This window comes from Nocardioides caldifontis (assembly GCF_008087345.1).
Taxonomy (GTDB): Bacteria; Actinomycetota; Actinomycetes; order Propionibacteriales; family Nocardioidaceae; genus Marmoricola_A; species Marmoricola_A caldifontis.
This window is the reverse complement of record NZ_VHIB01000020.1, coordinates 1-19,492: the sequence shown is the minus strand read 5'-3', so window position 1 is coordinate 19,492 and position 19,492 is coordinate 1. Positions and strand designations below refer to the sequence as shown.

Annotated in this window: 21 protein-coding genes; 12 read left to right on the top strand and 9 right to left on the bottom strand. The window is 71.9% G+C overall.

All coding sequences use genetic code 11. The annotated features are described in order from the left end of the window. Positions 1 to 613 precede the first annotated feature (613 nt). Entirely contained in the window at positions 614 to 901 is a 288-nt protein-coding gene (locus FIP57_RS22710; protein WP_148576138.1) for a MoaD/ThiS family protein, read from the bottom strand. A 101-nt stretch (positions 902 to 1,002) separates the two neighbouring features. On the opposite strand from FIP57_RS22710, the gene FIP57_RS22705 reads away from it, so the two are divergent. Together FIP57_RS22705 and mshD are read left to right on the top strand one after the other, a co-directional pair. Continuing rightward, positions 1,003 to 1,728, top strand: a complete 726-nt coding sequence (locus tag FIP57_RS22705; RefSeq protein WP_148576136.1) for a winged helix-turn-helix transcriptional regulator — start codon at positions 1,003 to 1,005, stop codon at positions 1,726 to 1,728. 11 nt (positions 1,729 to 1,739) lie between these two features. Further along, positions 1,740 to 2,663, top strand: a complete 924-nt coding sequence (gene mshD, locus FIP57_RS22700) for a mycothiol synthase (protein ID WP_148576134.1) — start codon at positions 1,740 to 1,742, stop codon at positions 2,661 to 2,663. 3 nt (positions 2,664 to 2,666) lie between these two features. Here mshD and FIP57_RS22695 read toward each other — a convergent pair whose 3' ends face one another. Further along, positions 2,667 to 3,347 (bottom strand): GAF and ANTAR domain-containing protein, encoded by a 681-nt coding sequence (locus FIP57_RS22695; protein ID WP_203231425.1) that lies wholly within the window; start codon positions 3,345 to 3,347, stop codon positions 2,667 to 2,669. Positions 3,348 to 3,411: 64 nt separating this feature from the next. Further along, entirely contained in the window at positions 3,412 to 4,512 is a 1,101-nt protein-coding gene (locus tag FIP57_RS22690; protein ID WP_148576132.1) for an alpha/beta hydrolase, read from the bottom strand. A 69-nt stretch (positions 4,513 to 4,581) separates the two neighbouring features. Between FIP57_RS22690 and FIP57_RS22685 the strand changes: the two genes are divergently transcribed. Both FIP57_RS22685 and FIP57_RS22680 read left to right on the top strand, forming a co-directional pair. After that, the gene (locus FIP57_RS22685; RefSeq protein ID WP_148576129.1) at positions 4,582 to 6,750 is read left to right on the top strand and encodes an RNA degradosome polyphosphate kinase; all 2,169 of its coding nucleotides are present in this window, start codon (positions 4,582 to 4,584) and stop codon (positions 6,748 to 6,750) included. A 107-nt stretch (positions 6,751 to 6,857) separates the two neighbouring features. Beyond that, complete coding sequence (locus tag FIP57_RS22680) at positions 6,858 to 7,910, top strand: hypothetical protein (RefSeq protein WP_148576127.1); 1,053 nt, start codon at positions 6,858 to 6,860, stop codon at positions 7,908 to 7,910. 4 nt (positions 7,911 to 7,914) lie between these two features. Here FIP57_RS22680 and FIP57_RS22675 read toward each other — a convergent pair whose 3' ends face one another. Next, positions 7,915 to 8,565 carry a PadR family transcriptional regulator gene (locus tag FIP57_RS22675; RefSeq protein WP_148576125.1) on the bottom strand — a complete coding sequence of 217 codons (651 nt, stop codon included), beginning with the start codon at positions 8,563 to 8,565 and terminating at the stop codon, positions 7,915 to 7,917. 61 nt (positions 8,566 to 8,626) lie between these two features. Between FIP57_RS22675 and FIP57_RS22670 the strand changes: the two genes are divergently transcribed. After that, positions 8,627 to 9,466, top strand: coding sequence for a class I SAM-dependent methyltransferase (locus FIP57_RS22670; protein ID WP_148576123.1), 840 nt, complete (start codon positions 8,627 to 8,629; stop codon positions 9,464 to 9,466). 4 nt (positions 9,467 to 9,470) lie between these two features. Here FIP57_RS22670 and FIP57_RS22665 read toward each other — a convergent pair whose 3' ends face one another. Next, complete coding sequence (locus FIP57_RS22665; protein WP_148576121.1) at positions 9,471 to 10,472, bottom strand: hypothetical protein; 1,002 nt, start codon at positions 10,470 to 10,472, stop codon at positions 9,471 to 9,473. Positions 10,473 to 10,525: 53 nt separating this feature from the next. Between FIP57_RS22665 and FIP57_RS22660 the strand changes: the two genes are divergently transcribed. From FIP57_RS22660 to FIP57_RS22635, 6 genes are all read left to right on the top strand, one after another. After that, on the top strand, positions 10,526 to 11,416 hold the full coding sequence (locus FIP57_RS22660) for an NUDIX hydrolase (protein ID WP_148576119.1): 891 nt from the start codon (positions 10,526 to 10,528) through the stop codon (positions 11,414 to 11,416). Positions 11,417 to 11,535: 119 nt separating this feature from the next. Further along, a complete protein-coding gene (pstS, locus tag FIP57_RS22655; protein ID WP_148576117.1) occupies positions 11,536 to 12,633 on the top strand; it encodes a phosphate ABC transporter substrate-binding protein PstS in 1,098 nt (365 codons plus the stop codon). A 67-nt stretch (positions 12,634 to 12,700) separates the two neighbouring features. After that, complete coding sequence (gene pstC / locus FIP57_RS22650; RefSeq protein WP_148576115.1) at positions 12,701 to 13,636, top strand: phosphate ABC transporter permease subunit PstC; 936 nt, start codon at positions 12,701 to 12,703, stop codon at positions 13,634 to 13,636. Position 13,637: 1 nt separating this feature from the next. Further along, positions 13,638 to 14,738: a phosphate ABC transporter permease PstA gene (gene pstA, locus FIP57_RS22645; RefSeq protein WP_148576112.1), complete on the top strand. Its 1,101-nt coding sequence runs from the start codon at positions 13,638 to 13,640 to the stop codon at positions 14,736 to 14,738. A 104-nt stretch (positions 14,739 to 14,842) separates the two neighbouring features. Beyond that, complete coding sequence (gene pstB / locus FIP57_RS22640) at positions 14,843 to 15,622, top strand: phosphate ABC transporter ATP-binding protein PstB (RefSeq protein WP_148576140.1); 780 nt, start codon at positions 14,843 to 14,845, stop codon at positions 15,620 to 15,622. 69 nt (positions 15,623 to 15,691) lie between these two features. Further along, positions 15,692 to 16,339 (top strand): response regulator transcription factor, encoded by a 648-nt coding sequence (locus FIP57_RS22635; RefSeq protein ID WP_148576110.1) that lies wholly within the window; start codon positions 15,692 to 15,694, stop codon positions 16,337 to 16,339. Between the two features lie 44 nt (positions 16,340 to 16,383). Here the strand turns inward: FIP57_RS22635 and FIP57_RS22630 are convergent, their stop codons facing one another. The 4 genes from FIP57_RS22630 to FIP57_RS22615 form a co-directional block, all read right to left on the bottom strand. After that, complete coding sequence (locus FIP57_RS22630; protein ID WP_148576108.1) at positions 16,384 to 17,385, bottom strand: inorganic phosphate transporter; 1,002 nt, start codon at positions 17,383 to 17,385, stop codon at positions 16,384 to 16,386. Position 17,386: 1 nt separating this feature from the next. Beyond that, on the bottom strand, positions 17,387 to 18,004 hold the full coding sequence (locus FIP57_RS22625) for a DUF47 domain-containing protein (RefSeq protein WP_148576106.1): 618 nt from the start codon (positions 18,002 to 18,004) through the stop codon (positions 17,387 to 17,389). 74 nt (positions 18,005 to 18,078) lie between these two features. Further along, positions 18,079 to 18,294 (bottom strand): hypothetical protein, encoded by a 216-nt coding sequence (locus FIP57_RS22620; protein ID WP_148576104.1) that lies wholly within the window; start codon positions 18,292 to 18,294, stop codon positions 18,079 to 18,081. 195 nt (positions 18,295 to 18,489) lie between these two features. After that, positions 18,490 to 18,693, bottom strand: a complete 204-nt coding sequence (locus FIP57_RS22615; RefSeq protein ID WP_148576101.1) for a cold-shock protein — start codon at positions 18,691 to 18,693, stop codon at positions 18,490 to 18,492. Positions 18,694 to 18,954: 261 nt separating this feature from the next. On the opposite strand from FIP57_RS22615, the gene csrA reads away from it, so the two are divergent. Next, a complete protein-coding gene (gene csrA, locus FIP57_RS22610) occupies positions 18,955 to 19,191 on the top strand; it encodes a carbon storage regulator CsrA (protein ID WP_148576099.1) in 237 nt (78 codons plus the stop codon). Positions 19,192 to 19,492: the final 301 nt, after the last annotated feature.

Sequence of the window (19,492 nt, the reverse complement as noted above, 5' to 3'; positions counted from 1 at the left end):
GTCATCGGTGTGTCCTTCTTCGAGTCGGTTGTGAGAGATCACTCGAAGGATCACCCGATGACCGCGTTCACGTTCTCAGCGACGCGCTACCGGGATCTCGTCGTACACCACTCTGCTGGACTCCACTCCGGCGCGCCACGAAGGGCGGCTCAACACCACCCACGCGCGCCACGAAGGGCGGCTCAACACCACCCACGCGCGCCACGAAGGGCGGCTCGACGCTCGGGCGGGGACGACGAAGGGCCGCCGACCCCTGGGATGGTCAGCGGCCCTTCGGGTGGCGGCCTGGGAGGGAACCGCCGTACGCCGGGGAGGTGGGAGGGCCTCCCGGCGCTGGTGGTGTCGAACGCCCCCGGACGACACCACCGGGGCTTGCAGGGTTGGACGCACGAGGCGCGTGATCGGTTCACACGTCAGGGCGACCGCCTCGCCCGAATCCCCCGGTCGGACGAGGCGGTCACGTGCAGATCAACGAGGCGTCCGGGGGGTGGTTACGAGGCGGGTGACCCGTCCGGGGCACCCGGCCTAGTCATGACAGGAGTCATGGTTTGACCCCTACGGGTCAGGTGGGAGAGTGCACAGCCGCCCCGAAGAACAGGGGCGGAGAGCCGCCTCAGCCGCCCGCGAACGGCGGCAGGAACTCGACGGTCTCCCCCGGCTCGACCGGCACCGACGCGGCGTCACCCCGGCCGACGGGCCGGTCGCCGACGAGGACCGAGCAGACGCCGAGCACCGAGGGGAGCCGTTCCGCCGCGGGGAACCGCTTCACCACCTCGTCGCGGACCCACCCGACGGTCACCGGGCCGTCCACGTCGAGCGTGACCTCGCCCACGCCGGCCGCGGCGCGGGCGCCTGCCCAGAGGTGGACGACGACGGTGGTCGACTGCGCAGCGAGAGCCATGTCCGATATCCTCCCTCAATCCAGTCCGGCTCAAGGGCGAGCCGTCGCTGCGACGGTCCGCGTACCAACGCCCGACCGTCGCGACCGGAAGGGAGGCGACGTTGAGTGCCCTGCTGATGCTGACCAGCGCGCTCCAGCCCTCCGCCGAGGTCCTCCCGGCGCTCGCCCTGTTGCCGCACACCGTACGTGTCCTCCCCGCGGAGGGGACCGCGCTCCTCGAGGCGCCGCCGGTCGACCTCGTCCTCGTCGACGGCCGCCAGGACCTCGCGAAGGCGCGCGACATCACCCGGCTGCTCCGCACGATCGGCACCACCTCGCCGGTGATCCTCATCCTCACCGAGGGCGGGCTGTCGGTCGCCGCGGTCGACTGGGGGTTCGACGACCTGCTGCTGTCGACCGCCTCCCCGGCCGAGGTCGAGGCCCGGCTGCGGCTCGCGATCGCGCGGCTCGAGCAGAAGAACGCCGACGACGACCCCGAGGCCCACGTGATCCGCTCCGGCGAGGTCACCGTCGACGACGTCACCTACACCGCGAAGCTCGGCGGCCGTCCGCTCGACCTGACGTTCAAGGAGTTCGAGCTGCTGAAGTACCTCGCCCAGCACCCGGGCCGGGTCTTCACCCGCGAGCAGCTGCTCCAGGAGGTCTGGGGCTACGACTACTTCGGCGGCACCCGCACCGTCGACGTCCACGTCCGCCGGCTCCGCGCCAAGCTCGGTCCGGAGCACGAGCAGCTGATCGGGACGGTCCGCAACGTCGGCTACCGCTTCGTGCTGCCACCCAAAGAGCCCACCGAGCAGAAAGCCGCGCCCGCGCCCTCCGCGTCGTAACCTCTGCGTCCATGGACCTCCGCCGCCTCGAGCCCGAGCACTTCGACTGGAGCACAGGCGCCGGTGGCGCGGACGCCGTACGACGGGTGGCCGAGTCGGCCGAGACCGCGGACGGCCGTGCCGCGCTCAACGAGGCCGCGGTGCTGACGCTGCGCAACCGCGGTCTCGACACCGGCATCGTCTTCCTCGCCACCGAGGGCGAGGAGCCGCTCGGCTTCGCCTACCTGCACGGGTTGTACGGCGGCGGCCGGCCCGAGCTCGACCTCGTGGTCGCACCGGCGGCCCGGGGCCGGGGCACCGGCACCGCCCTCGGCGAAGCCGTCCTCCAGGCCCTCGACGGCATCCCGTTCACCGCCTGGTCGCACGGCAACCACCCGGCAGCCCGCGCGCTCGCCGCCCGGCTCGGGCTCACCGCCACCCGCGAGCTCTGGCTGATGCGGCGCCAGGCGGCGTTGCCCCTCGAGGACGCGAAGGTCCCTGCCGGCGTGGTCCTCCGGGCGTTCCGTCCGGGGCAGGACGACACCGGGTTCCTCGGGGTCAACGCCGCGGCCTTCGCCTTCCACCCCGAGCAGGGCGACCTCGACCAGCGCGGCCTCGACGAGCGCAAGGGCGAGGACTGGTTCGACCCCGAGGGGTTCATCGTCGCCGACAAGGACTTCGAGGTCGTCGGCTTCCACTGGACGAAGGTGCACCCGGAGAAGGGCGGCACCCCGGCGTACGGCGAGGTCTACGTGATCGGCGTCGCGCCCGAGATGCAGGGCAGCGGCCTCGGCCGGGCGCTCCTCGTCGCGGGGCTCGAGCACCTCCACCGGCGCGAGCTCGGCGAGGTCGTGCTGTACGTCGAGGCCGACAACCACACCGCCGTGCGGCTGTACGAGCGGTTCGGGTTCACCCACGCCGACGTCGACACCGACGTCATGTACTCCTACGGCTGACGGCTACTCGGGCGTCCGCCGGTTCTCCACCAGCTCGGCGGCCACCCGGCTCACCTTGACGTTGCGCGACTGCGACACCCGGGCGAGCACCGCGAAAGCCTGGGTCGGGTCGATCCCGAACCGCTCCATGAGGATCCCCTGGGCCTGGCCGATGACGGTGCGGCCGTCGACGGCGACCCGGAGCTGGGCGATCTCCTGCGCGGACGCGATCGCGACCGAGACCTGGGCGGCCAGCAGCATCCCGTCCTCGACGTCCTCGTCGTCGAAGGCGTCGTGGTTGTAGGAGTACAGGTTCAGCCCGCCGACGACGTCGTCGTCGGTGAACAGCCGGAAGCACAGCATGCTCCGGATCGGCGTCTCGGCCGCGACCCTCGGCCCCCACGTGGGCCACCGATCGTCGGCGCCGATGTCCGCGCTGCGGACCACCTCGCGCTTGCGCAGGGCGTCGAGGCACGGGCCTTCCTGAAGCTCCTGCTGCAGCGCCTCGACCCGGACCACCAGGGGCTCGGTCGCCGCCGGTGTGTCGATCCGGCCGGCCCGTCGGGCGACGGTGATCCCCGCCTCGTGCGCGCCCCGCACCAGCTGCACGGCGAGACCGACGGCCCGGTCCATGGTGGTGGCCGGGTCCTCACCCTCCAGCTCCCGGGCCGCGTCGGCGACGAGCCGGCTCAGGTCGATCGTCACAGCCCCTCCTCGGCCGCCGTTCCCGACTGACGTTCGGAAACATAGTGGCCGCGAATGGGTCGCGCTACACCAGAGCCTTACGCAGTACGTCGGCCATGTCGGTGATCGCTCGCCGCGAGGGCCCGTCGACGCCCAGGATGTTCGCGAACCCGTGGATCTCCCCGGCGTACCTCTCGGCCTGGACCTCCACCCCGGCCTCCGCGAGCTTGCGCGTGTAGGCCTCCCCCTCGTCGCGCAGCGGGTCGAAGCCGCCGGTCGCGACGAAGGCCGGCGCGAGCCCCTCCGGGAGGTCGGCGAGCAGCACCGAGGCGCGCGGGTCGGAGCGGTCGTGGTCGCCCATGTAGAGCTGCGTCGCGAGCTCCATGAACCCGGTGGTCAGGTAGTACCCCTCACCGAACGTTCGCCGGCTCTCGCACTCGCCGCGCATGTCGGTGAGCGGGTAGATCAGCAGCTGGTGGCGCAGCGGCAGCCCCCGCTCTGCGGCGGCGATCGCGGTGGTGGCGGACAGGTAGCCGCCGGCCGAGTCGCCGCCGACGGCCAGTCGGTCGGGGTCCGCGCCGTACGCCGCCGCGTGGCGCACCACGTGCTCGTACGCCGCCGCCGCGTCCTCGACCCCGGCCGGGAACGGGTGCTCCGGGGCCAGCCGGTAGTCCACCGCCAGCACCCGGACCTCCGCCCGTTCGGCGAGGAACCGGCACAGCGCGTCGTGGCTGTCGAGGTCGCCGTAGATCATCCCGCCGCCGTGGAAGAACACCAGCAACGGGTCCGGGCCGGGGCCGTCGACCAGCGCGCGCGGGACGTACAGCCGGGCCGGCAGCTCACCCTCGGCCCCCGCGACCGTCCGCTCCTCGACCCGTCCGACCGGGTGCACCCCACCGACCATCGCCGCGTGCCGGCGTACCGCCGCCCGGCCCTTCGGCAGCGGCAGCGTCTCGGCACCGCGCTCCCGGGCCAGCCGCTGGAGCCGCAGCGCGAGCTGGGTGTGCGGCGACAGGGTGTTGCCGTCGATGACCACGGGGCGGCCGGCGAGCCGGCGGACCACCGGCTCCGGGAGGGACATCGCGGCCTTGAACACCGCCCCCTTGCCGCGCAGCGCAGCCGCGGCGGAGAGGGCGGTCAGCCGGGTGGTCAGCGGCAGGTCTCGGTCGGTCTTCCCCGTGGGCATGGCGGGCAGGCTACCGCCGGTCCATCTCGTGTCCTCCCGCCGTTCACCCCGCGGTGCAACCATGGGTCCATGGACGACGCCGTGGACGGTCCCGCGCTCGACACCGCCGTCGAGGAGCTGGTCGCCCCGGTGACCGACACCTACGACGTCGACCCGGAGTACGACGTCAGCTCCGGCGAGCTCCCCGACGACCGGTTCCTCGACCGGGAGCTGTCGTGGCTGCGGTTCAACCAGCGGGTGCTCGAGCTCGCCGAGGACGAGGACGTCCCGCTGCTCGAGCGCGTCCGCTTCGCCGCGATCTTCGCCTCCAACCTCGACGAGTTCTTCATGGTCCGGGTCGCCGGGCTGAAGCGGCGCATCGCCGCCGGTGTCGCCGTCCCCGGGGCCAGCCGGCTGCAGCCGCGCGCCGTGCTCGAGCAGATCTGGTCGACCACCACCGTGCTGATGCAGCGCCACGCCGCGCTGTTCAAGGACGTGCTCTGCCCGGCGCTGGCGAAGGAGGAGATCCACGTCCTCCGCTGGGCGGACCTCGCCAAGGACGAGCAGCGCCGGATGAAGAAGCTGTTCAAGGAGCGCATCTACCCGGTCCTCACCCCGCTGGCGGTGGACCCGGCGCACCCGTTCCCCTACATCTCCGGGCTCTCGCTCAACCTGGCCGTCGTGGTCCGCAACCCCTCGACCGGCAAGGAGCACTTCGCGCGGGTCAAGGTGCCACCGATCCTCGAGCGGTTCATCGAGGTCGACGCGCAGCGGTTCGTGCCGCTCGAGGACGTGATCGCCGCGCACCTCAAGCCGCTGTTCCCCGGCATGCACGTGACCGCCGTGCACACCTTCCGGGTCACCCGCAACGAGGACCTCGAGGTGGAGGAGGACGACGCGGAGAACCTCCTCACCGCCCTCGAGACCAGCCTCCAGCGGCGCCGGTTCGGGCCGCCGGTGCGGCTCGAGGTCGAGGAGACGATGGACACCGTCGTGCTCGAGATGCTCGTCAACGAGCTCGGCGTGCACCAGGCCGAGGTGGTCCGGATGCCGGGGCCGCTCGACCTGCGCGGGCTCAACGACATTGCCGACCTCGACCGGGCCGAGCTGAAGTACCCCTCCTTCCTGCCCTCCACCCATCCGCACCTCGCCGAGGTCGAGTCGGCCTCCCCGGTCGACGTCTTCAGCAGCGTCCGCCGCCGTGACGTGCTCCTGCACCACCCCTACGACTCGTTCTCCACCTCGGTGCAGCGGTTCCTCGAGCAGGCCGCCGCCGACCCCTCGGTGCTCGCGATCAAGCAGACGCTCTACCGCACCTCCGGCGACTCCCCGATCATCGAGGCGCTCATCGACGCCGCCGAGGCCGGCAAGCAGGTGCTGGTGATCGTCGAGATCAAGGCACGCTTCGACGAGGGCGCGAACATCAAGTGGGCCCGCAAGCTCGAGCACGCCGGGTGCCACGTCGTCTACGGGCTGGTCGGGCTGAAGACCCACTGCAAGCTGTCGTTGGTGGTCCGCCAGGAGGCCGACGGCATCCGCCGCTACGTCCACCTCGGCACCGGCAACTACAACCCGAAGACCGCGCGGATGTACGAGGACCTCGGCATCCTCACCACCGAGGAGCGGATCGCCGAGGACGTCGGCCACCTGTTCAACAACCTCTCCGGTTACGCCCGCGACCCGTCGTACGAGTGCCTCATGGTCGCCCCCCACTCGGTCCGCGACGGCCTCGTCGAGCGGATCGAGCGCGAGGCGTCGTACGGCGACAAGGGGCGGATCCGGATCAAGGTGAACGCCCTGGTCGACGAGGCGGTGACGGACGCGTTGTACCGCGCCTCCCGGAACGGCTGCCGCGTCCAGCTGCTGACCCGCAGCATCTGCGCTTTGCGCCCCGGGGTGCCGGGACTCTCCGAGACGATCGAGGTCCGGTCGGTACTCGGCCGGTTCCTCGAGCACAGCCGGATCTTCTGGTTCGACAACGACGGCGACCCCGAGGTGTGGATCGGCTCCGCGGACCTGATGCACCGCAACCTCGACCGGCGGGTGGAGGTGCTGGTGCCGGTGCTCGCGGAGCACGCCGTCCGGGAGCTCGACCGGATGCTCGACACCGCCTTCGACCCGGGAACGGCCGCCTGGCACCTCGGCCAGGACGGCGTCTGGACCCGGAAGCACCTCGACGAGCAGGGCCGGCCCCTGGTGGAGCTGCAGGAGTGGCTGATCCGGTACTCCACCTCCCGCCGCCGGTCGCTCGTCACCTGACGCCTGATCCAGTGCAGTTGGGCTCCACAGGCCGGGAATCCCAGCCCAACTGCACAGGATGACGGGCGGGTCGAGCGCCGTACGGCGAGCCGCGCCACCGTCCCCGCATGGACGAGCACCACTGGGCACCGCACCGGCCCCCACGCCCCTTCGTCATCCCCGTGAAGGTCGACCCGCGGGGGATCCTCGGCCCTACCCCTGGAGCGGCCCGAGGTCAGCGCTGGGAACGAGTGTGGCCGGGCTGGTACGTCCCGGCGGGCACCGACCGGTCCCTCCCGGAGCAACGGGTGGCCGAGGTCGGAGTGTGCATGCACCGCGACGGCGTGCTGACCGGCTGGGCCTCGCTGCTCCTGCGCGGTGCGGCGTTCCTCGACGGCCGGACGGCTGACGGCCGTCGACGGCTGCCGGTCGCCGTGGCGGTGCCACCGGGATGCAACCCGCGGCCGCATCGCGGGATGGCGTACCACCAGGCGCCCCTCCGCCGGCGGGACTCGGTCCACGGGCTGCTCTGCCTGCCGGCTCCGTGGGCGACGTTCGACGCGATGCGGTTGGCGCCGAGCACCGAGGACGCGGTGGTGGCGCTCGACATGGCTGCAGCAGCCGGACTGGTCACCATCCTCGACATCGAGGAGGTGCTGGCCACCCGCTCGTCGTGGCGCGGCGTGCCCGGTGTCCCTCGGGTGCGCAGCGCACTTCCCCTGGCCACCGAGGGGAGCGCCTCGCCGCCCGAGGTCCGGGTGCGGCTGGTGTGGGTGGTCGACGCCGGGCTGCCGCCGCCCCTGGTGAACGTCGCGGTGCACGACCGGACCGGCCGGCTGCTCGGGTACCCGGACCTGCTGGATCCCGTGGCCGGGCTCGCGATCGAGTACGACGGGGAGGACCACCGTTCCGCGCAGCGCCACAGCGACGACGTCGACCGGGAGGCGGGGTTCCGGGAGGTCGGCCTCGAGATGGCGCGGGTGACGAGCGGCGACCTCCGCGACCGACGTCGCCTCGTGCACCGGCTCCTCGCCGCCCGCCGGAGGTCCCGCTTCGAGCCGGAGGTCGAGCGGCGGTGGGTCGTGGGCCGTCCGCGTCGCCCGTCGTACCGCCCCGGCCGTCCTCATACCGTGCAGATGGGCTCGGGAACGGGCTCCCGAGGACCCAACTGCACTGAATGACGGGTCAGCGGACCGACCAGCCCGCCCGGTCGACCACCCACTCCATCGCCTCCCGGTCGAGGGTCGCCCCCCGCGGGTCCTCGGGCCACCGACCGACGACCTGCTCCGCCCAGTCGGCCCACTCGGCGACCGTCCGGTAGAGCTCGGTGAGGAAGGCGCCGACCACCATGTTCGTCGCGACCCGCTCCTGGAACTCACCCTCCCCCCCGAGGTACGCACGGCCCACCCGCACGTTGTCCTCGTTGCGCTCCTCAGCCCACGCACGCGCGGCGGCGATCGTGGCGAGTGCGTCGCGGGTCGTGCCGTGGTCGGCGAAGAACAGCTTGACCAGCTGCTCGGACTCGAGCACCGGCCCGGCCCCGGGCTCGGCGAGCCAGGCGGCGAGGGTGCGGCGGCCCTTCGGGGTGATCGAGTAGACGGTGCGGCGCCGCTCGCCCACCGACCCCTCGCGGGCCCGGGCCAGCCCGAGGGCGGCCAGCTTCTTAGGCTCCTCGTAGAGCTTGCTGGCGGCGCGCGGCCAGATCCGCCCGAGCCCGCGCCCCATCTGGCGGGTGAGCTCGTAGCTGCTCGAGGAGCGCACCGCGAGCAGCCCGAGGATCGCGTACGACGTGGTGGTCAGCCGTGGTCCAGTCGGCCGGTCGTCAGCCGTTGACATCCGTACCCCCTCGGCGTACGCCTTGAATAGTCCCAAAGGGAGTATAGAAGAGGTGGTCGCCGTGGGACAGGTTCAAGAGGTCGCACAGGCCAACGCGAGGCAGGCCGAGGCGTGGGACGGCGACGAGGGCGCCTACTGGGCCACGCACGCCGACGCGTTCGACGAGTCGCTGAGGGAGTACCAACCGCTCTTCCTCGCCGGCACCGGGGTCGGCCCGGGCGACCGGGTCCTCGACGTCGGCTGCGGCGCGGGGCGCACGTCGCTCGACCTGGCCCGGACGGCCGCGTCGGTCACCGGCGTCGACCTGTCCACGGCGCAGCTCGAGGTGGCCCGGCGGCGGGCCGATGCGGAAGGGATCCGCAACGTCGAGTTCCTGCGCGCGGACGCGCAGGTGCACCCGTTCGACGAGGTCGACGTGGTCGTCAGCCGCACCGGCGCGATGTTCTTCGGCGACCGGCAGGCGGCGTTCGCCAACCTCGCCCGCGCGCTCCGTCCTGGAGGGCGGCTCGCGCTCCTGGTGTGGCAGGAGCTCGCGCGCAACGAGTGGCTGCGGGAGATCATGGGGTCGCTGGCCGCCGGCCGCGACCTGGCCCCTCCGCCACCGGGCGCCCCGGGACCGTTCGCCCTGAGCGACCCGGACCACGTGCGCGCGCTGCTCACCGGCGCCGGCTTCGACGAACCCCACCTGGAGCCGCTGGAACGGCGGATGTACTTCGGCCCGACGGCCGCCGAGGCGTTCGAGTTCATGGCCGGGCTCAACGGCTGGATGGTCGCCGACCTCGACCCACCGGCGCGGGCGGCCGCGCTGGAGACGCTGGCGGCGACCATGCGGGCGCACGAGACCGACGACGGGGTGACGTTCAGCTCGGCGATGTGGCTCGTCACGGCCACCCGACGCTGACCCGTCAGCAGGTCGCGAACAGCACCGGTCCCTGACCGACGTCGCCGAGGAGGCGGCCGCCCCTCGGGTCGAGGGTCAGCGTCACCACCTCGTCCTCGGCGGTCGCCGAGACCACCTCGAACCGGTCGGGGAAGGTGCCGCCCTGGCCGATCGCCTCGCCCGAGGCCAGGTCGGTGCGCGGCTGCAGGTCGGCGTCGGCGGCGCCGGAGTCCGCGAAGGCGAACCCGACCCGCACCCGCCCCGACGGCTGCTGCGCCATCACCAACCCGGCCAGCGGGTGCACGCCACCCACCGACTCCACCAGCTCCTCCGCCTCGGCCGCCGCCGCGGGGTCGGCCTGCGACATCGCGAGGTCCTCGCAGGCGAAGTCCGAGGCCCAGAGGTACGCCGCCACGGGCGACCCGGCCGCGTCGTCGAGCAGAGACACCTCGTCGGCGAGCGAGGTGTCCCCCGACAGCACCGACTCGACGTACGCCGGGTCGTCGCCCATCACCAGCAGCCGCTCGTCCTCGAGGACCGCGACGTTCTCCTGCAGCACCGTCAGCTGCACCTGCGCGACGAGCTCGGGCGTGCCGGTCCACACCCCCGACGACTCGGTGTACCCCATCTCCTCGAACCGCTCCTCGAGCTCCGAGATCGAGATGGACTCACCGAGCTTGAGCAGGTCCACGGCACCGTCGCGCGCCTGGCCGTAGGCCTCCCACTCCGCGTCCAGCGGCGTGATCCCCCACTGCTCCTCCATCGGCGCGACCGACTGCGCGAGGGCGGAGGTGACCGTCACCCCGCTGTCGTACGTCGCCTCGACCTGCGCCTCCACCGAGCCCGACGACGTCTCGAGCGACGAGGCCACCTCGGCCCAGTCGGTGAAGGACACCTTGAGCACCGAGTCGGGGAGCCGTTCGAGCGCCTCCTGCCACGGGGTGGTCGAGCGTGGCCAGACGAACCACGCGACCACGCCGACGACGAGCACCACCGCGGCGGCCACCAGCCACCTGCTGCGTCGCACGGAGCGGCACCTCCAGGGAGCGGGCGGGTCAGGGGTGGTGTGAGACTAGCCCCATGCCGCAGCCCGCCGTCGTCCCCGCGGCCGGCGCGGTGGTCCTCCGCCGGGCCACGAAGGGCAAGCAGCGCAGTGAGGTGCTGCTCGTGCACCGGCCGCGCTACGACGACTGGTCGTTCCCCAAGGGGAAGCTCGACCCGGGCGAGACCGCGCACGTCGCGGCGGTCCGCGAGGTCGAGGAGGAGACCGGCGTCGCGGTGCGGCTCGGTCCGCCGCTGCCGCCGCAGCTCTACCTGGTGAGGGCGGGGGACGAGGTCAAGGCGGTCAAGCAGGTGCACTACTGGGTCGGCCGTGCCCTCGACGACGGCCACGACGTCGCGGCGTACGAGCCGAACGACGAGGTCGACGCCGTCCGCTGGCTCCCCGCCGACCGGGCCGCCACGGAGCTCACCTACGAGCACGACCGGGCCACGCTGCGCGACGCCCTCCTCTTCGAGCAGCCGACCACCCCGCTCGTGGTACTCCGCCACGCGCTGGCCCTCGACAAGGCGTCGTGGTCGAAGGCCGACGAGAAGCGGCCGCTGAGCGAGGACGGTGAGCAGCAGGCCCGCGACCTCGTCCCGCTCCTCCGTGCGTACGGCGCCGCCCGGCTGGTGTCCTCGAGCAGCAGGCGGTGCTGGACCACCCTCAGCCCGTACGCCGACCACGCCGGCCTCGAGCTCGAGTGCACCGACGACCTCGCCAAGGGCGCCGAGCCGGACACGGTCGCGCTGGTGACCCGCAGGCTGCTCCGCGGCACGACCCCCACCGTGCTGTGCACCCACCGCGAGGTGCTGCCCGCCGTCCTCGACGCCCTGCACCTCGCGCCGCTGCCGATCGACAAGGGCGCAGCGGTCGTGGTGCACCACCACGAGGGACGGATCGCCGCGGTCGAACCCGTCTCCGCCTAGCCGGCCGGACAGAACCGCAAGCCACCGTTCACCCGGCGTTCACCCGCGTCGGGGGTTCGCTTCATCGCCCCTCCCTACGTTCACCTGTGTTCAGTCAAAGAGACACAGGAGAACATGACGTGAGGCGCACGAACATCCGCCGCGGGCTGGCCCCGGCGGTCGCCACCCTGGCCCTGGCCACCGCCCTGTCGGCGTGCAGCGACGACTCCTCCGCCGACGAGGGCGAGGGCGAGGGCAGCGGCCTCAGCGGCACCCTCAGCGCCGGCGGCGCCAGCTCGCAGGAGGCCGCGATGGCGGCGTGGCGGGCCGGCTTCCAGGAGGCCAACCCCGACGTGACGGTCAACTACGAGCCGATCGGCTCGGGCGGAGGCCGCGAGCAGTTCATCTCCGGCGGCTACCCGTTCGCCGGCACCGACTCGGCCCTCGACGAGGAGGAGCTCGCGGCTGCCGAGGAGCAGTGCACGGCGGCGCCGATCGAGGTCCCCAACTACGTGAGCCCGATCGCGGTCATCTACAACCTGGAGGGGGTCGACGAGCTCAACCTCGACGGCGCGACGCTGGCAGGCATCTTCGCCGGCGAGATCACGACCTGGGACGACCCGGCGATCGCCGAGCTGAACCCGGACGCCGACCTCCCCGGCGACCCGATCTCGAGCGTCCACCGCTCCGACGAGTCGGGCACGTCCGAGAACTTCACCGCCTACCTCGACGCCGTCGCAGCGGACGTCTGGACCCACGGAGAGGTCGGCGAGTGGCCGATCGAGGACGGGGAGGGCGCCCAGGGCACCTCCGGCGTCGTCGACGCGGTCAGCAACGGCTCCGGCACCATCGGGTACGCCGACGCCAGCCAGGCCGGCGACCTCTCGGTGGCCAACATCCAGGTCGGCGAGGAGTTCGTCGGGCCGACCCCGGAGGCCGCCGCGCAGATCCTCGAGGTCTCGCCGCGCGCCGAGGGGCGTCCGGAGAGCAGCATGGCCGTCGAGCTCGCGCGGGACACCGAGGAGGGCGGCGCGTACCCCATCGTGCTCGTCTCCTACCTGGTCGCCTGCCCGACGTACGACGACCAGGAGACCGCCGACCTGGTCAAGGGCTTCCTGAGCTACGTGGTCAGTGAGGAGGGCCAGGCCGCGGCCGCCGAGACCGCCGGCGCCGCTCCCCTCACCTCGGCGCTCACCGACGAGGCCCAGGGGCTGATCGACGGGATCAACGCGGGCTGATCCGGAGGACCTGGGGGCGACCGCCCCCAGGTCCCTGCCGGTCCCGGACGAGCGGACGAGAGACCAGATGAGCACCACCACCACCGAACGCGGCACCGGCCGCCCGGCGCGCCAGCGCGGCGACGTCGTCTTCGCGGGCGTCGCGAAGGGGGCAGGCGTCCTGATCCTGCTCGCCCTTGCCGGCGTCACCTTCTTCCTCACCTTCGAGGGGATCCCGGGCCTCACCGGTGACGACTCGGTCTACAGCGGCAAGGACGGATTCCTGTCCTACGTCTGGCCGCTGGTCTACGGCACGGTCCTGGCGGCGCTCATCGCGCTGCTGATCGCGACCCCGCTCGCCATCGGCGTGGCGCTGGTGACCTCGCACTACGCACCGGCGCGGCTCGCCCGGCCGGTCGCCTACACGATCGACCTGCTCGCCGCGATCCCGAGCGTCGTCTACGGCCTCTGGGGGATCAACTTCCTCGCCCCCCGGCTCGTGCCCGGCTACCAGTTCCTGCAGGAGCACGTCTCCTGGCTGCCGTTCTTCGCCGGGCCGACCGCGACCACCGGGCGCACGATCCTCACCGCCGGCATCGTGCTCGCGGTGATGATCCTGCCGATCATCACCGCGATCTCCCGCGAGGTCTTCCTGCAGACGCCGAAGCTCCACGAGGAGGCGGCCCTCGCCCTCGGCGCCACCCGGTGGGAGATGATCCGCACCGCGGTCTTCCCCCACGCCCGCTCCGGGATCGTGTCCGCGGTGATGCTGGGCCTCGGCCGCGCCCTCGGCGAGACCATGGCAGTGGCGATGGTGCTGTCCGCGACCGGCGTCGTGACGTTCAACCTGATCAGCAGCGTCAACCCGTCCACGATCGCCGCGAACATCGCCCTGCAGTTCCCTGAGTCCTCCGGCGAGCGGGTCAACGTCCTGATCGCCACCGGGCTGGTGCTCTTCGTGGTCACCTTCGCCGTCAACTTCGCCGCCCGCAGCATCGTCGCGCGCGGGCAGATCAAGGGCTGACATGACCGACCAGCTGACGACCACCGAGAGCCCGTCGCTCGACAGCGAGCCGCCGGTCCAGCTCACCGTCCCGCTGAGCCACCCCCGGCTCCCCCGCTGGGCACCCCTCGCCGCGCTCGCCTTCTCCGTGGCCGCCGCGGGCGTGCTCGGGATCCTGCTCGGGTGGGGGCTCGTCGCGATCGCCTCGTTCGCGACCGTGCTCAACGTCGTCGCGATCACAGGCTGGTCCCGCGCCGTCGAGAACGCACGCGCCGCCAAGGACCGGCTGATGACCGCTCTGGTCTGGACCTCCTTCGCGATCGCCCTCGTGCCGCTGCTGTCGCTCACCTGGACGGTGCTCGCCAAGGGGCTCCCCCAGCTCACCGGCGAGTTCTTCACCGGCACCATGCGCAACGTCATCGGCGAGGGCGGCGGCATCCAGCACGCCATCGTCGGCACCCTGCTGATCACCCTCGGCGCGGCCGTGATCTCCGTACCGGTCGGGTTGATGACCGCGGTCTACCTCGTGGAGTACGGCGGCGACAGCCGGCTCGCCCGCTGGCTGACCTTCCTCGTCGACGTCATGACCGGCATCCCGTCGATCGTGGCCGGCCTCTTCGCCTACGCGCTGTTCCAGCTCATCTTCGGTCCCGGGATCCGGATGGGCTTCGGGGGCTCCATCGCCCTGTCCCTGCTGATGATCCCGGTCGTGGTCCGCTCCTGCGAGGAGATGCTCCGGCTGGTGCCGGCGGACCTGCGCGAGGCGTCGTACGCCCTGGGTGTGCCGAAGTGGCGCACCATCCTGCGCGTCGTCATCCCGACCTCGCTGGCGGGCATCGTCACCGGCGTCACGCTCGCCGTCGCCCGGGTCGCCGGGGAGACCGCGCCGCTGCTCATCATCGCCGGGAAGACCGACTCGGTGAGCTGGAACCTCTTCTCCGACGCGCCGATGATGACCCTCCCGGTCTTCACCTACTACTCGTACACGCAGCCGGGGATCCCCGCGTCCTTCGGGCAGGAACGCGCCTGGGGCGCTGCGCTCGTCCTGATCCTCATCGTCATGGCACTCAACCTGCTCGCCCGCTACGTGGGTGCGCGATTCTCACCGAAGAAGGCTCGATGAAGACATTCACCCGCGTCCGCAAGCCGCACGCCACCCACCCGGCGCAGGAGCCACGGAACGCGACCCGACCGGCCGACACCTCACCCGAGCAGCGGAGGGCCGCCATGGCGAGGCGCATCGAGGTCTCGGACCTCGACATCTACTACGGCGACTTCCTCGCCGTCCGCCAGGTGTCGATGGAGATCAAGGCCAACGAGGTCACCGCGCTGATCGGGCCGTCCGGCTGCGGCAAGTCGACGTTCCTGCGCTCGCTCAACCGGATGCACGAGGTCATCCCCGGCGCCCGCGTCGAGGGCCGGATCGTGATGGACGGGCAGGACCTCTACGCACCCCACGTCGACCCCGTCGCCGTACGCCGCCAGGTCGGCATGGTCTTCCAGCGGCCCAACCCGTTCCCGACCATGTCGATCTACGAGAACGTGCTCGCCGGGATGCGGCTCAACGCCCGCCGGCTCTCGAAGTCCGACGCCGACGCCATCGTCGAGCGCTCGCTGCGGGGCGCCAACCTCTGGGAGGAGGTCAAGCACCGGCTCGACAAGCCCGGCGCCGGCCTCTCCGGGGGCCAGCAGCAGCGGCTCTGCATCGCTCGGGCGATCGCCGTCGAGCCCGCCGTGCTGCTCATGGACGAGCCCTGCTCCGCGCTGGACCCGATCTCGACGGCGGCGATCGAAGACCTGATCCAGGAGCTCAAGACCGACTACACGATCGTGATCGTGACCCACAACATGCACCAGGCGGCGCGGGTCTCCCAGGAGACCGCGTTCTTCAACCTCGAGGGGGTCGGGCTGCCCGGGCAGCTCGTCGAGATGAGCTCGACGAAGAAGATCTTCTCCAACCCTGACAACGCCGCCACCGAGGCCTACGTCTCGGGCCGCTTCGGCTGAGCCGTGCACTCTCGGGTCCCCACGGTCACGGACCGGTCGACGGCGTGGCCCGTCCCTCTGGGGTCGAGGGTGCTGGTGGTCGACTGCCCGTCGGCCGCCGCGCCCCTCGGCGACCGGCTGCGCGCGGCCGGCATGGAGGTGGTGCTCCGCTCGCGGGGCAGCGACGCCCTGGTCGCCTTCGGCAGCACCACCCCGGACGTCGTCGTGGTCGCCCCGACCCTCCCCGACGTCCCTGCCACCGAGGTCGTCCTCGCCGTCCGCCGCACCGGCCCGCAGCCCGTGCTGGTCGGGATCGGCCCCGGGGAGACCGAGTCTGTCGGCCCCCTCCTGCTCGCCGGCGCGACCGCGGCCGTCGCCCGTCCGTACGACGCCGAGGAGGTGCTGCACCGCGTCTCGGGGGCGTTGCAGGAGCACCTCGCCGACTGCCGGCTGACCGTCGGGCCGCTCACCCTCGACCCCGTCGCGCACACCGTGCACCAGGACGGCGTCGAGCTCGACGAGGTCCCGCTGAAGGAGTTCGCACTGCTGCGGCTGCTGATGGCGAACAGCGACCGGGTGGTGACGACCGAGCGGATCCAGGCGGTGCTGTGGGCGGACCGGCCGGCCTCGCGCAACGCCCTCGCCGTCCACGTCGCCAGGCTCCGGCGCCGGTTGCGGCACCCCGTCGCCGTACGCACGGTGCGGGGGCTGGGCTACCGGCTCACCGTCTCGGAGTGACCCGGCGGCCTTCGACGCAGCCCGTCAGGGGCCGTCAGGGGCCGTCAGGGGAGCTGGAACACGTAGCGCAGGACCGCGTAGCTGCCGGCCGCCACCAGCCCGGCCGCCGGGAAGGTGAGCACCCAGGCCGCCACGATCGAGCGGGCGACGCCCCAGCGGACCGCGGAGAGCCGCTTCGTCGCGCCCACGCCCATCACCGCGGAGGTGATCGTGTGGGTCGTGGAGATCGGGGCCTCGAAGGCGAACGCGGTCGTGTAGAGCACGCCCGCGGCCACCGACTCGGCGGCGAACCCTCGGGGCGGGTCGAGGTGGATGATCCGCCGGCCGAGGGTGCGCATGATCCGCCAGCCGCCGGCGTAGGTGCCGAGCGAGATCGCGGCGGCCGCGGAGAAGATCACCCAGGTCGGGAGCGGGTCGCCGTCGTCGACGTACCCGCCGGCGAGCAGCGCCAGGAAGATCACGCCCATCGTCTTCTGGGCGTCCTGGAGGCCGTGGCCGAGCGCCATCGCGGCGGCACTGGCGGTCTGCGCGAGCCGGAAGCCGCGGTTCATCTTGTGCGGGTTGGCCTTCCGGAACAGCCACAGCAGCGCGATCATCACCAGGAACGCCGCAGCGAAGCCGAAGAGCGGCGAGGCGACCATCGGGATGACGATCTTCTCGATGATGACGTCCCACTTGACCGTCGTACCGGACGCGATCGCCGCACCGACGAGGCCGCCGATGAGGGCGTGGGAGGAGGACGAGGGCAGGCCATAGTACCAGGTCAGCATGTTCCACGCGATCGCGCCGAACAGGCCGCCCATCACCACGACCATGCCGTGGGTGCTGACCCCCGGCGTGATCACGCTGCCGACCGTGTTGGCGACCTCCTGGCCGAGGAAGGCGCCGATGAAGTTCATGACCGCGGCCATCCCGAGCGCCACCCGCGGGGTGAGCGCCCGGGTCGAGACCGAGGTCGCGATCGCGTTCGCCGCGTCGTGGAACCCGTTGGTGTAGTCGAAGACCAGGGCGACGGTGACGACCGCGATGATGATCGCGAGGTCCAACTCAGGACTCCTTGACGGCGATCTGCTCGATCGTGTTCGCAACCTTCTCGAACGCGTCGATCGCCTCCTCGAGCGCGTCGACGATGCCCTTGAGCTTCAGCACCTCGAGCGCCTCGAACTCACCGCTGAAGAGCTTGGCGAGGATCCGGCGGTAGGTCTTGTCCCCGGTGTTCTCGAGCCGGTTGATCTCGATCCAGAACTCCTGGAGGTCCTTCATCGTCTGCAGCCGCGGCATCGAGCTCGCGGTCAGGTCCGCGCACCGCTGGATGACCTCGACCTGGGTGGCGAGCTCGCTGGGGAGCTCCTGCACCTCGTAGAGGAGGACCAGGTCGACGGCCTCCTCCATGAAGTCCATGACGTCGTCGAGCCCGGACGCGAGCGAGTAGATGTCCTCGCGGTCGAACGGCGTGACGAAGGTCTTGTTCACCCGCTTGATGATGTCGTGGGTCGCCTCGTCGGCGAGGTGCTCCTGCTCGCGCATCCGGTCCGCGATCGTCTTCCGGTCGGCGCCGTCGCCGAGCATCTCGGCGAGGAGGGCGGCCCCCTTGACCAGCTGGTTCGCGGACTGTTGGAAGAGGTCGTAGAAGGAGGCGTCGACGGGTCGGAACCGTATCGGCACGGTGTACTCCTGGGAGACGGGGGAAGACCGGGAGCCATGCTAGGGGCTCCCTGTGGCTACGACGTAATCGCCGGTCAGGACGGGGGCCGCTCCTCGGCGCCGGTGGCACCGGTGGCACCGGTGGCGCCGGACGTGCGGTCGTGGTCGGTGAGCCCGAGGAGCCGGTCGATCTCGTGCTCGCCGAGCTTCTCCTCGCTCTCGCTCGCGGCGATCATCAGGGCGGAGATCAGCTCCACCTCCTCGAGGAGCGCGGCGTCCTCGAGAGGGACGTCGAGATGGTCACCCGCCACCGCCGGCCACTCCTTCCTGTCTCGTCCGCGGCCGCATCTCGGCCCTGCCACGATTTTGACCCGAAGGGTGCCGGGCAAACCCCTGCCGCCTTCGGGCGGACCGGGGCCAGGGGCGGGGCCGGGCGGGGCCGGGCGGTGCCGGGACGCAGAAGGGCCCCCGCCTCGCGGCGGGGGCCCTCCGTGACGTCGTCCGTGTCAGACGGCGCGAACGTTCTCGGCCTGGGGACCCTTGGGGCCCTGGGTGACCTCGAACTCGACGCGCTGGTTCTCCTCGAGGGACTTGTAACCCTGCATCTGGATGGCGGAGAAGTGGACGAACACGTCGTCACCCCCACCCTCCTGGGCGATGAAGCCGAAGCCCTTCTCGGCGTTGAACCACTTGACGGTGCCCTGAGCCATGCTCTGCTACTCCTCTGTCGGGGCCTGGCCCGCCACCTCGGCGGACCTGCACCAGCTGCCTGACGCTGGCCCCTCTGGGAGCAACCCCGAAGGTCAACGCCGCCGGACTCACAACACTCCCGCGGGCGTCTCTTTGAAAACCTGCTGGAACTTGTGCATCTGGTGCGCCGCTGACCTTACCAACTCCTGACGCGGAAGGAAGGGGGCCGGGCTCAGCGGTGTACGACGCGCGTGCCGCGGTCGGGCATGTAGCGTGTCGCCATGCTGGTCCTGAGCCGCCGGGTGGGCGAGAGCATCGTCATCGGCGAGGACGTCACCGTGACCGTGCTCGACGTGCGTGGTGACGTCGTGCGCGTCGGGATCAACGCCCCCCGCTCGGTCACCGTCCACCGCGAGGAGCTCCTCCGCGAGCTCGAGGAGACAAACCGGGCCGCCGCCTCCGCCAGCGAGGACGCCGTCGCCTCCCTCGCCGCGAGGCTCTCCAAGCGCCCCGACTGACCCGCTCGCCGCGCCTGGGGTGTTGAACCGCCCCTCGTGGCGCGCGTCTGGGGTGTTGAGCCGCCCCTCGTGGCGCGCGCCTGGGGTGTTGAGCCGCCCCTTGTGGCGCGCGTCTGGGGTGTTGAGCCGCCCCTCGTGGCGCGCGCCTGGGGTGTTGAGCCGCCCCTCGTGGCGAGTTGAGTCCCCGATAGTGGTGTAGCGCGGTCGTCGAGATCGTCGCCGGCGTGTACGTCGGAACGAAGCGCGGCCACCGCGTGATCCTTCGAGTCAACCTTCCACAGAATCCTCGAGGACCATCACG

Bases quoted from the DNA above. Each gene is read 5' to 3' on its own strand.
- FIP57_RS22675 (WP_148576125.1), bottom strand. From the start codon at position 8,565: ATGTCAACGGCTGACGACCGGCCGACTGGACCACGGCTGACCACCACG.
- pstB (WP_148576140.1), top strand. From the start codon at position 14,843: ATGGCGAGGCGCATCGAGGTCTCGGACCTCGACATCTACTACGGCGAC.
- FIP57_RS22680 (WP_148576127.1), top strand. From the start codon at position 6,858: ATGGACGAGCACCACTGGGCACCGCACCGGCCCCCACGCCCCTTCGTC.
- FIP57_RS22660 (WP_148576119.1), top strand. From the start codon at position 10,526: ATGCCGCAGCCCGCCGTCGTCCCCGCGGCCGGCGCGGTGGTCCTCCGC.
- pstA (WP_148576112.1), top strand. From the start codon at position 13,638: ATGACCGACCAGCTGACGACCACCGAGAGCCCGTCGCTCGACAGCGAG.
- FIP57_RS22710 (WP_148576138.1), bottom strand. From the start codon at position 901: ATGGCTCTCGCTGCGCAGTCGACCACCGTCGTCGTCCACCTCTGGGCA.
- csrA (WP_148576099.1), top strand. From the start codon at position 18,955: ATGCTGGTCCTGAGCCGCCGGGTGGGCGAGAGCATCGTCATCGGCGAG.
- pstC (WP_148576115.1), top strand. From the start codon at position 12,701: ATGAGCACCACCACCACCGAACGCGGCACCGGCCGCCCGGCGCGCCAG.
- FIP57_RS22690 (WP_148576132.1), bottom strand. From the start codon at position 4,512: ATGCCCACGGGGAAGACCGACCGAGACCTGCCGCTGACCACCCGGCTG.
- FIP57_RS22615 (WP_148576101.1), bottom strand. From the start codon at position 18,693: ATGGCTCAGGGCACCGTCAAGTGGTTCAACGCCGAGAAGGGCTTCGGC.
- mshD (WP_148576134.1), top strand. From the start codon at position 1,740: ATGGACCTCCGCCGCCTCGAGCCCGAGCACTTCGACTGGAGCACAGGC.
- FIP57_RS22685 (WP_148576129.1), top strand. From the start codon at position 4,582: ATGGACGACGCCGTGGACGGTCCCGCGCTCGACACCGCCGTCGAGGAG.